Below are 11,005 nucleotides of genomic sequence, written 5' to 3' on the forward strand. Positions count from 1 at the left end.
CGACCGTCCGATCCCGGGAGGACCCGTGCCGCACACCCCCACCGGTGGCCAGCCGGGAGAACAGAGCTGGCTGATCCGGCGTACCGCGGAAGATCTGGACCGGCTCGGCGAGACCGAGTCGATCTTCGCCCTGGGCAACGGCTGGGTGGGTTGGCGCGGCACGCTGGACGAGGGCGCGCCGTACGGCATGCCCGGCAGCTACCTCAACGGCTTCCACGAGCAGCGGGAGCTGAGCTACCCGGAGGACGGGTACGCCTTCCCGCAGTGCAGCGACACCGTGGTCAGCGCCCCGAACGCCGCCCTCGTCCGGTTGTACGTCGACGGCGAACCGCTCGACCTGCGCACCGGCACGATCCGCCGCCACGAGCGGGTGCTCGACCTGCGGGCCGGTGTGGTGCGGCGGGACACCGAGTGGGTCGCGCCGGGCGGGCGGGCCGTCCGGGTCCGCAGCACCCGGCTCGTCTCGCTGCCCCGCCGGCCGGTCGCCGCGGTCGAATACCAGGTGGAACCCGTCGACGGCCCGGTCGACATCCGGGTCTGCTCCGACCTGCTCGCCAACGAACGGGTACCGGAGCGCTCCGACGACCCGCGCGCCGCGTCGGTGATCCACGACCCGCTCGACGCCGAGACCCGCCGCGCGGACGGCGTCGCCGGCCTGCTCGTGCACCAGACCCCGCGCAGCGCCCAGCGGGTCGCCGTCGCGGTCACCCACCTCGTCGAGGCCCCCGAGGGCCTCGCCACCGACCCGGAGCTCACCCCCGACCGGTTCCGGCTCGCGGTCAGCGGCCCGCTGCGGCCGGGCCAGCGTCTCCGGCTCACCAAGTTCGCCGCGTACGAGTGCGCCCACGTCGACGGCACCCCGGCCGACGAGCTGGCCGACCTGGTCACCGCCGAGGCGGCGGACGCCCTCGCCGCGGGCTTCGCCACCCTGCTCGACGAGCAGCGGGCCGCGCTGGACGCCGCCTGGGCGACCGCCGACGTGGAGCTGGACGGCGACCCGGAACTCCAGCAGGCCGTCCGGTTCGCCGTCTTCCACCTGCTCCAGTCCGGCCGGGCCGACGGCGACCGGACCATCCCGGCCAAGGGGCTGACCGGCAACGGCTACGACGGCCACGTGCTCTGGGACACCGAGGGCTACGTGCTGCCGGTGCTGACCTACCTCGCGCCCGGCCTGGCCCGCTCGGCGCTGCGCTGGCGGCACGCACACCTGCCGGAGGCCCGGGAACGCGCCGCCGAGCTGCGGCTGGCCGGCGCCACCTTCCCGTGGCGGACCATCGGCGGCCGGGAGTGCTCCGGCTACTGGCCGGCCGCCACCGCCGGGCTGCACGTCAACGCCGACATCGCGGACGCGGTGCTGCGCTACGTCGCGGCCACCGGCGACGCGGAGTTCCTCGCCGAGGCGGGCGTCGAGCTGCTGGTGGAGACCGCCCGGCTCTGGCACCGATTCGGGCACTGGTCCGACACCGGCGTCTTCCACCTGCCCGGGGTCACCGGCCCCGACGAGTACTCGGCCCTGGTCGACGACAACCTGTTCACCAACCTGATGGCCCGGCGCAACCTGCGCGGCGCCGCCGACGCCGCCGAGCGGCACCCCGACGCGGCGGGCCGGCTCCGGGTCGACCCGGCCGAGATCGCCGGCTGGCGGGCCGCCGCCGACGCCATGTTCGTCCCGTACGACCGCAAGCGCGGCGTGCACCAGCAGGCCGCCGGCTTCACCGAACAGCCCGAGTGGGACTTCGCCGACACGGGCGAGGACGACTACCCGCTGCTGCTGCACTTCCCCTACCTGGAGCTGTACCGCCGGCAGGTGGTCAAGCAGGCCGACTTGGTGCTGGCCATGCTGCGCTGCCCGGGCGACTTCACCGCCGACGAGAAGGCGCGCAACGTCGCGTACTACGAGGCCCGTACCGTCCGCGACTCGTCGCTGTCGGCCGCCCCGCAGGCCGTGCTCGCCGCCGAGGTCGGACACCTCGATCTCGCGTACGACCTCTTCGCCGAGACGGCGTTGCAGGACCTCGCGGACCTGGGGGACAAGACCGCCGACGGGCTGCACCTGGCCTCGCTCGCCGGGGCCTGGCTGGTGGTGGCGCAGGGTTTCGGCGGCCTGCGCGACGACCGGGGGGTGCTCTCCTTCGACCCGCGCCTGCCCCGGCGGATCACCCGGCTCGCCTTCAGCCTGCGCTGGCACGGCCAGCGGCTACGGATCACCCTCACCCCCGACCAGGCCCGCTACGAGCTGCCCGACGCCGGCCCGGAGGCCGCCGTCGAGCTGTGGCACCACGGCGAGCGGCTGCGGGTGACCGGGGCCGACGCGGTGACCCGGCCGATGCCGCCGGTGCCCGATCCCGGCCCCGAGCCGGCCTCCCCGCCCGGCCGTCGGCCCGCCCGGCGCAGCGCCGGCTGACGCCGTCGCCGGCTCCGGCCGTGGCCGGTCCCCGGTCAGTCGGCGGTGGCCTCCGTGTGCGGCGCCGGCTGCGCGGCCACCCCGGACATCCGCTCGATCACCGCCTCCAGCGCCTCGAAGGCGTACGCCCAGTTGTGGCACTTGAAGCTGCGCAGCCCCTCGATCGGGGTCCGGCAGTCGGCGCAGTGCACCCCCGGGATCGCGTCCGGCACCTCGGTGTTGACGTACTTCCGCTCGCCGAGGATCACCCGGGCGATCATCGCCGGGTCGTGCACGCCGTGCAGCGCCGAGGCGACGATGTCGTACCAGTTGACCCGCCGCCCGCACTTCGGGCAGTCCGGCTCGTCGCCGCTGACCCAGAGCGGCGCGCCGACGCTGCGCGCCGGCATGCCGAGCAGCTTCTCCAACCGGCGTACGTCCGGCTCCGGCGTCGTCCAGCGGTGCCGGCCCGGCAGCGAGGCGGGCGAATCGTAGACGGCGCGGAACACGACCGGATCCACCTCCACGGTCTCGCGCTTGCTGGTCATGCGGTACCTCCTCGACGCTCGGTGGCACCACCGTCCTACCAGGTGATCGGGGCGCGCAGCCGGATCATGGACACGAGGGGTCAGCGGTGTGTCGCGCAGGGTGCCGCACCGCGGCTGACCGGGCAGCCGGCCCTCCGCCCCGAGCGACGGAGGGCCGGGCCGCGGGTCAGTTGAGCGCGACGAGGCCGGCGTCGACGACGTACTCGCCGCCGGGCGCCGGGTCGAACTCGGCGCTGCCGCCGAGCAGCGTCGGGTCCTGCTGGTAGAAGCGGACGATGTCCGAGTCGGTGGCGTCGTCACCGACGTCGCCGGCGGTCAGCCCGAACGTGCTGGCCGCCTCGACCCGGACCTCGTACAGCGGGCCCGTCTTGGCGGTGATCGACCAGGTACCGTCCGCCGCCACGGTCGCCTGCCCACCCCCGGAGACCTGACCGCCCCGGACGAACAGGCTGACGCCGACCACACCGTCCGGGCCGACCGGCGGCTCGCCGTCCTCCCGCTGCCCGTCGCCGTCGACGTCCTGCCACACGGTGCCCCGGATGACGCAGGTGCCCGCGATCTCGACCTGGGCGTGGTCGGTGTTGTTGTCCGGGTTGGACTCCTGGCGCTGCGGAGTGATCGCCGCGGTGACCGAGACCAGGCTGCCCGGCTGCCCGCCGACCACCGTGCTCGGCAGGCTCAGCCGGTTCGCCCGCGCCCCGGCCGCCAGCGCCGGGTAGGTGCAGGTCCAGCTTGACGTTCCGGTGGAACAGGTCCAGCCGGCGCCCGCATCCCCCGCGGATTCGGGCCGCAGTTCGGCCGGTACGGACACGGTGACGGTCAGCGGGTTGGCGTCGCCGGTGCCGTAGTTGCGGATGTCGATTCCGGTGTAGAAGGTCTCGCCGACGGCCGGGTTCAGCAGGTCGACGGTCATCAGCGAGACGGCCAGGTCGGGCTGCTGACGGCCGGCCGCGGTGGCCGGCGCGGCGGGTACGAGGGCCGCGGTCGCGCCGGTCAGGGCGACGGTGGCCAGGGCGGCGCGCAGGGCGCGGCGGGTCGGGCGGAGTGCGGTGAGCTGCATCGGATCCTCACGTAGCAGGGGCGGTCACCCGCGGTCGCGGGGCCGCTCCCCGGCGCGGGCGGGGTCCGCCCGGCCGGTCGGAGCGACGGCTGTGCGAACACAGCCATCGATCTCTTCTGTTTGGGCGATGAAGATCCAAAACGTGTTACGCCACGGCGGGTGGGGCGGTCACCGGCGTTCCGTTGATTGAGGCGGCGGGCGACCTCATCTCGAAACGCCATGACCGCCGCGATGATGCCGGGCAGCGGGCGCTCGGTTCTCGCGTGGGCAAGCGCGCTGACGCGATCATCCGAGCGACGAAGCTGCTGTAGGGCCGGCGCCGCTGACGCCGTTGTCGTAACCGGACGCCGCGACGATCGTGGACGCCACCCCGGTGCGCTGGTAGAGCACCCGCCGCCCGCTGCGCCAGCAGGTGACCAGGCCGCTGCGACGAAGGATCGCCAGGTGCGAGCTGACGGTCGGCGGGGTCAGGCCGAGCGCGTGGGCCAGGTCGGTCGTCGACTGCGGCAGCCGGAGGCTGACGAGGATTTCGGCACGGGTCCGGCCGAGGAGCGCGCCGAGCGCGCTCTCCTCCTCGGTGTCGCTGTCGCCGTTCTGCCACAGCGCACCGATGCCGCGCGCGCCGTACGTCAGGCTCGGCTCGCCGGCCAGGCCGAACTCGACCCAGAGGTGCGGCCAGATGAACACGCACGGCACCAGCGTCAGGCCGCCGCCGTCGACGTCGCCCTCGGCGAGGCTGGCGACCCGGATCGCGTGGTCGGTCAGCTCGATCGACGGGTGCAGGTCCTGCATCAGCTCCGCGATACCGCCCCGGGCGAGCTTGCCGACCCGATAGGCGACGTCGGCGTCCAGCACCGCGCGCAGCTGCGGCCAGTACGGGGCGACGGCGACCCGCCAGTACTGCTCAAGGGCATTGGCCACCCGCGGCGGACCGTCCGCGCCCAGGTCGACGAGCCGGCGCGCGGCGGCCGACAGGCCGACCCCGCGCCGGGCTTCCGCCAACTCGCTCACGAAGTGCTCCAGCGGCCAGTTGGCGACGAGCTGGAGCTGCTGCTCGATCGTCGTCGTGGTGGCCGTCGCACCGACGAACAGGAACTCCGCGATGTGTCCGCCGGGCGGGACGACTGCGCGAAGCAGCTCGCGGTCGACCCGACCCAGATCCGACCGGACGCGCTCGTACCAGCCGCGGTGCAGCCGGTGGATGGTGCCGGAGTTGATCATGTAGATGCTCTTGGCGGTCTCCGCGAGCGGCGAGTACGCAAACCGCATCCGTGCCATGACCGCCGAGCTGAGCCGTAACCGGATCATCAGGCCAGAGTCTGGCACATGTTCTCGAGCGTGCCGTGAATCACAGTGAACTCCCTCGATCCATCCGGGTGCGCGACGAGCACGTTGTGGCCCGACACGACGTAGACCCCCGGCAACGGGCTGCCGGCCAGGATGCCCGCGATGCCGTCGCCCTGGAACACGAACTCGGTACCGCCGTCTCCGTCGCGGGTCGCCCGCAGCGTGCCGGACCCGTCGCGCCGCGCCGACCCTCCGGTCTCGACGTTCGTGAACACCACGCCCAGCGCGCCCTGGAACTCCTGCACCTTAGGGCTGCCGTCGGGGAACGTCTCGAGGACCCGGGTGAACTCGTGGTCGTACACGACCTCGCCGTGAAGCTCGAACGAGCAGGCCACCCCAGCGGGCAAGGTAAACGACGGGGTCTGGAACGGCACCCAGCCGGAGTTCCCGCCGACCGTGGTCTCGGCTGAGGCAGCGGTCGCGGGGACCGCCGCCACCATCAGCGCCGCGCCGAACGCGGCGAGTGCTTTGACGAATGTCTTCATGCCCACAGCGTGCAGGGATCACCAGACGGGCGGCCACGATTAGATCTACATCGAATCGTGGGAAGAATGGATTCGTCAGAACAACCGCCCCTGTCGTAGGCGTGATTTGGGGGTGGTGTCGTCGGGCCGAGTGGCGCCGACATCTTTTCGGCCTTCGATGTGGTAGCGCGGGCGACTATCAGCGCTGTCCAGCCCACAGGGGTGGGATGCTCGGAGGGTGAATGGTCGATACATCGTCTGGCTCGGGTTGGCGGTCGGGCTGCTCGCTGGCTGTTCCGAGCCGCAGTACGCGCTACCTGATCGGAGCACGGCTGCCGTCCAGGCTGAGGAGCAGCGTCTCGCCGCGCTCCTCCCCGGCGAGTTAGTCAGCGGACCGGGCACGTGCAAGGTCCGACTGCTTGGGCAGGAAGGTTCCTCGTCGTTTGCCTGGGCTCAGTGCGAAGGTGCACCGGACCCCGGGGTCGCTTCTGCTGTCTCCATGCCCGTCCGGGTTGACGGCGACCGGGTAACGCGGCCCCTCGACGGGAGTGAATACTCGGCGAGCGTGAAGCGCATATTTCCGGGGCGGCTGGCAGAAGCCGTTCTCAATGATCCCGACGGGCTGCATCCTTAGCGCCGGCTGGCCAGCCTATCTGACGTGGATCTTCCTCTACGTCGGTTGCACCGCAAGCACGGCTAGTGTCACCAGTTCACCAACTACAGGTAAAAGCATTTCCCACGGCCTGGTGGTCGGGCTGCCCACGCTCCTGCTACCTGGGCAAACGTCGCTTTGGCTTCTCGCCGACGGCTTCGATCCATGCTGGGCACCGTCGCCTCGCAAGTCGGGGAGTGAGGTCATCACCGCAGCGCGAGAAGAGTTCCCCGGCTTCGATGAGCTGGTCGGCTCGCTGTGCCGATGGCCGACGTGGAGGAGAGGCAGGCAGCCCGGCCAGGCCCTCGATCGTTGATCGGCCTGCTGCTGTACTGCGCCCGGGGGGGCGGTAACAGCGACCCCGGTCGGGGCCGCTGAACTGCGTAAGAGTGGGCCGCCAGGGACTCGAACCCTGAACCTATGGATTGCCGGCGAGCTGGTCTTCTGAGGTGTTGTTCGAGGTCATCGGGCTCGTCTTCGTCGTTGCCGGCCGGGTTCGGCTGGCACGGTTGCTGTACTTCGCTGCTGTACTGCTGGCATCAGACGAGGCGTTGGATGCGGACCTTGGGGCGCTCGTTCTTGAGGTGGCCTTGCTTGTGCTGGCGGACCTGCTCGTCCCAGACCTCCTGGTCGTAGTCGGGATTCGGCGGGATCCATTTGTGGGAGCCGTCGCTGTAGTGGAACTTCTCGTCGCCGGGCCGCAGGATGCTCATCGGGTCCAGCCGAGGAAGCGGTGGTGCAGGTGGCCGGCGGGGACGTGGGCCAGGTCCTGGGCGGCGTCGACGAGCTGGGCGGCCAAGTAAAGAGCCAGCGACACCGGAGCACCGTCGTACTCCGCTCGCAGCTCCCGCCGTCGAATCCCGCAGGGCCAGTCGGCACCGCAGCCGCCGCAGGTCCAGGCCGGTGTCACCGGGAGGTGTGTCGTCATCGCGGCGCGTCCTGGCTCGGCCAGTGGCCGCGGTTGATCGGGATGGCATGACGGCTTTGGCAGGGCAGGTCGCCGCCGCAACGGCAGATGCGCCGCCAGTGCTGCCATGACCAGACGGGCCGGTGCCGGCGGGCGAGAGTCAGCGCCGCTGCCAAGACGTACTCGTCGTAGGACACGCGCCGCCGGCTGTTGTCCTGCCGCCGTTGGCTGCCGCTATCCGGCACGGCACCTGCGGTCGAATCAGCTGCATCGTTCGGTGTGGTCATTACGCCTCCCGCCGACGCTTGGGTCCCGTGGGCGCCCGGTCAGCCGTGTCCGGAGACAGGGCGCCCACGGCAGGACGACCCGGCCGCCAAGCTGGGTAGCCCCACCAGCAACTTAGGACGCAATGTGCGCAGGGTCAACAGCTACGACACATAGCGTTGTAAGTCGAGCCAGAGGTGTGGTCTGCTTGCACCAGCCGCCAAGCTGGGAGCACCACCTATGTCTGAAGCCGCCTACCTACAGGTAGCCCGGGATATCCGCGAGCAGGTCAGCTCCGGCCAGTTGAAGCCGGGCGACAAGCTGCCGTCGTTTGCTGCCCTCTGCGAGCACTACAAGGTCAGCAACACGGTTATCCGGGCCGCCATGCTCCTGCTCAAGGCCGAAGGGCTGATCGACGGCCGGCAGGGCAAGGGCGTCTACGTCGCCGACCCGCTCCCCAGGTAGCCGGTCGCTGCCCGTTGCCGTCGCGATTCCTACCCGGCACGCTTCGGCCATGACGGACGAGGACCGGTTGCAGCAGATGATCGAGGAACTGCGGTGGATGCGGCAGCGATGTGAGCCGAAATCCAACCAGACTCCTCGGTACCTGCGGTACTCCAACGCCGTGTCAGCGCTGCGATGGATCATCGACGACCTAATCAAGGAACGAGCGGTGCAGCCGGCGAGGCCTGATGAGGCGTCGGCGGACTAGGACGCTTCGTCCCGAACGCGGCTGCGGCACATCGTCTGCTGTCATCGGTTGTCATCCCGCACCTGTCAGCTCGGCTACGACCCCGCCCGCTGTCGAGGCTTGCCGATGGCAGGCGGCCCGTTCGCTGCCTCCTTGCTGCTTTTTTCCGAACGGAAAGTCGTCGCCGGCCGGTGGGTAGAGCAGGTCGAGGCGGGCGAGGAGTTTCACACGCTTTCGAGGTCTGCGACCCAGTGTCCAGCCACAACCGACTGAATCAAGGAGCACAGCGCTACACCTGCTCCGGCTACCGGCGGCCGGCCTTTGCACGCAGATGAACGAGACCACAAACGAGACCGCCCAGGACACCTGATTCCTGGCAGCGACGCGCCCCTGCACGCCTTCCGAGTCTGCCCGTTGCGCGGCCGACAGCGTTAGTGCCGTAGGTGCGGACCAGGGGGCGGACGTGTTGCTACCTGGATCCGTCAGCGATAGCTGGAGAGACGGGACTCGGCCGTGTCGAGCCGACGCATGCACATGCTTGCTACGGCAAGGATCTCGGCGACTTCCGTCGCATCGGTCGGACGAAACTTCCGGTGCACGATCATGTTGCGCAAACCGCTATAGACACCCATGAAGAAGAACGTCATCCCGTCCTGCTCACCACTGTCATACCCGTCATCAGCATGGCTCACGTTGAGGATCGGGCCGAGGCTCGGTTTTAGGGCGGCTGCGACACGGCGCTGGCCGAAGGACTCACCCTCCGGGAGCCCCGACGCACCTGCCGACAGCGTAACGAGGCGGGCCTCGACCTCGCGTAGCGCCGTGTCGGCCGCGTCTACCAGGCGGCCATTCTCATATGACCACAGCGCGTCGTGCAGCAACGGGTGGATCTCCAAGCGCAAGCCCTCGGCCACGGCGTCGACTGAGCCCTGCACTGACCCAACTACGGGGACGACAGGAGCAGGCACCCTAACCTCAGCTGGGCGAGTCAGTCGATCCAGCACCTCGCAGTACGCCGGAAATGTCTTTGCGCCGACGAACTCCCGGACCGAGCGCGTCACGAAGAGCTTGCGGCCGTCTCCGTCGCCGCTGTAACCCCCGCACCAAGGCTCGAGGTCGATCACAGACAGCACCTGCCGCAGCACCATAAGGCCGTGAGTGCCGGGATGCGCGGCTACCAAGCGCTGGGCCTCGTTGAACGACAACGACGGCTGGTCGCCGGACGTGTAATCCCACCCTCTTTCCAGCAACACGGCGTGCTGCACCAGCAGCATGAAGGTTCTGACGTGGTCGCCACCGCCCTGACAGTTGGCGACACCAGTGATTGTTAAGCGGAGGCGTTGTTCAGGAGAGGGCAGCATGCGCCCCCGAGAATCAATGCCGCAGACAAGACCAGGTGCCAACTCCTCCCGGGCGTCCTCGAATCTCGTGCCGGCGAGATAGAGCTGCTGGTCGACCTCGGCCCAAGTCGGCCAGACATGACGGTCGCACAAGTGCGCCCAGATGACGGCGATCAGGGACTCTGCACGTTCACCCCCGGGTGATGGAACTGAACTCGCCTCGCTCACCTGCTGCTGCATGACGCTCCTCGTTCGTGTGACAACCAGGAGAGCATGGGACAAGCCCCCGCACCAACGTAATCTTGTACGGCTCGCGGCCCGGCCGAGAGCGAGTTCAGACCCCCGCCGGGGGGATGCGGACTCAAGTTGCCGACTGCTGTCAGCTGGTGCCAATGCGCGTTGACGAGCAGGTGCCGGACCTCGTTCGTGGACGTCTGGATTCGATCTACAGCAAGGATTGCGCTGCCTACCTGCTGCCTCGCTGCTGCTCGGCGGGGAGTTCTCAGATGCTTGCAGTCCGCACCTCACTTGGCATGGACAACGTTCGGTAGTTTCTACTCCCGTGAGCGAGCCAACCCTGCTACAACAGCTGCTGCCTGTGGGAACCCTGCTGCTCGGAGCTGGGATCGCCTCGCTCGGCCGTCGTAACGACAGCCGCCGGAGGGCGGCCGAATTGCTCGTAGAAGTCGATCGCAAGGCTTGGACCAAGGGGGGTGAGGGCGACTGGCTGGACCTACAGGTCTATCTAGGCCAGCTTCAGGTCGCTCTTAGGTCCGCCGGCGTACCGCAGCGGCTGGTCGACGATCTCTCGCGGGCTGCGGTCGCACACTGGCAGGCTGCGGAGCACTCGGGGGACCCAGACGTCGGTTGGTATGTCATCGGCGACGAGACCGATCGGCTGCGTTCGTCGAAGGGCAGAGTGCTCGACTGGCTCGATCGACCATGGAAGATCTTCCGGCGCTGGCGCGCGTTCAGATCTGTCCCGGCGGTTGCGGCTGACGGCTCGACCTGAACCCTCTGGATGGTCAGCAACCTGGTCGCCCGCGCATCACGGGCGTAACCAGCTGGTCTAGGACCAGCTGGTCTTCTTAATGGCTCCCCCCCGACTGCTACGCGGGCGCGTCCACCAGCGTGGCTCCGACGTGAGCCGACTTCCTCGTTTCACACTGGTTGGGCTGAAGCTCTCGCCTTGGCGCTGTGTCGTCCATGCTCGTCCTCGGGACCGGCGCAGTCCCAGCTACCCGGGCGGTCAGACATGTCCTCCCTGCTCACGGCGCTGAAGCCTAAAGGGCCTCACCCACTCGCTACACCGCCTTCGCCCGTATTGACCGCTGAGACGGTAAAGCGAC

The 11,005-nt window shown here is 69.7% G+C and carries 11 protein-coding genes; 4 read left to right on the forward strand and 7 right to left on the reverse strand.

The features are described 5' to 3' along the window. Window positions 1-25 precede the first annotated feature (25 nt). Entirely contained in the window at window positions 26-2,404 is a 2,379-nt protein-coding gene (locus I8N68_RS05830) for a glycoside hydrolase family 65 protein (protein WP_200208798.1), read from the forward strand. A 35-nt stretch (window positions 2,405-2,439) separates the two neighbouring features. Here the strand turns inward: I8N68_RS05830 and I8N68_RS05835 are convergent, their stop codons facing one another. The 6 genes from I8N68_RS05835 to I8N68_RS05865 form a co-directional block, all read right to left on the reverse strand. Beyond that, on the reverse strand, window positions 2,440-2,931 hold the full coding sequence (locus tag I8N68_RS05835; RefSeq protein WP_200208799.1) for a DUF8243 domain-containing protein: 492 nt from the start codon (window positions 2,929-2,931) through the stop codon (window positions 2,440-2,442). 166 nt (window positions 2,932-3,097) lie between these two features. Continuing rightward, a complete protein-coding gene (locus tag I8N68_RS05840) occupies window positions 3,098-3,991 on the reverse strand; it encodes an SdrD B-like domain-containing protein (protein ID WP_200208800.1) in 894 nt (297 codons plus the stop codon). 285 nt (window positions 3,992-4,276) lie between these two features. Continuing rightward, window positions 4,277-5,299: an ArsR/SmtB family transcription factor gene (locus I8N68_RS05845; RefSeq protein WP_200208801.1), complete on the reverse strand. Its 1,023-nt coding sequence runs from the start codon at window positions 5,297-5,299 to the stop codon at window positions 4,277-4,279. Next, window positions 5,299-5,823, reverse strand: a complete 525-nt coding sequence (locus I8N68_RS05850; protein ID WP_200208802.1) for a hypothetical protein — start codon at window positions 5,821-5,823, stop codon at window positions 5,299-5,301. Before I8N68_RS05850 ends, I8N68_RS05845 begins: the two co-directional genes overlap by 1 nt. A gap of 1,170 nt (window positions 5,824-6,993) precedes the next feature. Beyond that, window positions 6,994-7,167, reverse strand: coding sequence for a hypothetical protein (locus I8N68_RS05855; protein ID WP_200208803.1), 174 nt, complete (start codon window positions 7,165-7,167; stop codon window positions 6,994-6,996). Between the two features lie 211 nt (window positions 7,168-7,378). Continuing rightward, the gene (locus I8N68_RS05865; RefSeq protein ID WP_234038826.1) at window positions 7,379-7,648 is read right to left on the reverse strand and encodes a hypothetical protein; all 270 of its coding nucleotides are present in this window, start codon (window positions 7,646-7,648) and stop codon (window positions 7,379-7,381) included. Window positions 7,649-7,865: 217 nt separating this feature from the next. Here I8N68_RS05865 and I8N68_RS05870 point away from each other — a divergent pair, with 217 nt between their 5' ends. Next, entirely contained in the window at window positions 7,866-8,090 is a 225-nt protein-coding gene (locus tag I8N68_RS05870; protein ID WP_200208805.1) for a winged helix-turn-helix domain-containing protein, read from the forward strand. A gap of 49 nt (window positions 8,091-8,139) precedes the next feature. Then, window positions 8,140-8,337 carry a hypothetical protein gene (locus tag I8N68_RS05875; RefSeq protein ID WP_200208806.1) on the forward strand — a complete coding sequence of 66 codons (198 nt, stop codon included), beginning with the start codon at window positions 8,140-8,142 and terminating at the stop codon, window positions 8,335-8,337. 461 nt (window positions 8,338-8,798) lie between these two features. On the opposite strand, the gene I8N68_RS05880 is transcribed toward I8N68_RS05875, so the two are convergent. Beyond that, window positions 8,799-9,896 (reverse strand): TIGR02391 family protein, encoded by a 1,098-nt coding sequence (locus tag I8N68_RS05880; RefSeq protein WP_200208807.1) that lies wholly within the window; start codon window positions 9,894-9,896, stop codon window positions 8,799-8,801. A gap of 322 nt (window positions 9,897-10,218) precedes the next feature. Here I8N68_RS05880 and I8N68_RS05885 point away from each other — a divergent pair, with 322 nt between their 5' ends. After that, window positions 10,219-10,668: a hypothetical protein gene (locus I8N68_RS05885; protein ID WP_200208808.1), complete on the forward strand. Its 450-nt coding sequence runs from the start codon at window positions 10,219-10,221 to the stop codon at window positions 10,666-10,668. Window positions 10,669-11,005: the final 337 nt, after the last annotated feature.

It is taken from the genome of Micromonospora coerulea (genome assembly GCF_016598485.1).
Classification (GTDB): Bacteria; Actinomycetota; Actinomycetes; order Mycobacteriales; family Micromonosporaceae; genus Micromonospora; species Micromonospora coerulea.